The organism is Pelomonas parva, from assembly GCF_043555835.1.
GTDB lineage: Bacteria > Pseudomonadota > Gammaproteobacteria > Burkholderiales > Burkholderiaceae_C > Pelomonas > Pelomonas parva.
In genome coordinates this window covers 1-255 of sequence record NZ_JBIGHV010000044.1, presented here as the reverse complement: position 1 = coordinate 255, position 255 = coordinate 1, and the positions used below count along the sequence as shown (strand labels likewise).

General features: G+C 67.5%; 1 pseudogene. It reads left to right on the top strand.

The window, feature by feature from the left end:
- Positions 1–255, top strand: a pseudogene (locus ACG00Y_RS28850) (IS5/IS1182 family transposase); the annotation flags it as partial.

Below are 255 nucleotides of genomic sequence, written 5' to 3'. Positions count from 1 at the left end.
CGCCGCCAGCGCACCATCCTCGGGGTGCTGCTGCGCGAGGTGCGGCGCAAGATGACGACGCTCTCCCAGGCCGTGCAGGCGCAGCTCGACGTGTGGCTGCAGCGCGCCGAGCGTATCCACGCCCAACACCCCAACGACAAGAACAAGCTCTACGCGCTGCACGCGCCAGAAGTCGAGTGCATCGGCAAGGGCAAGGCCAGGAAGCCCTACGAGTTCGGCGTCAAGGTCAGCCTGGCAGTCACGCACAAGAGCGGG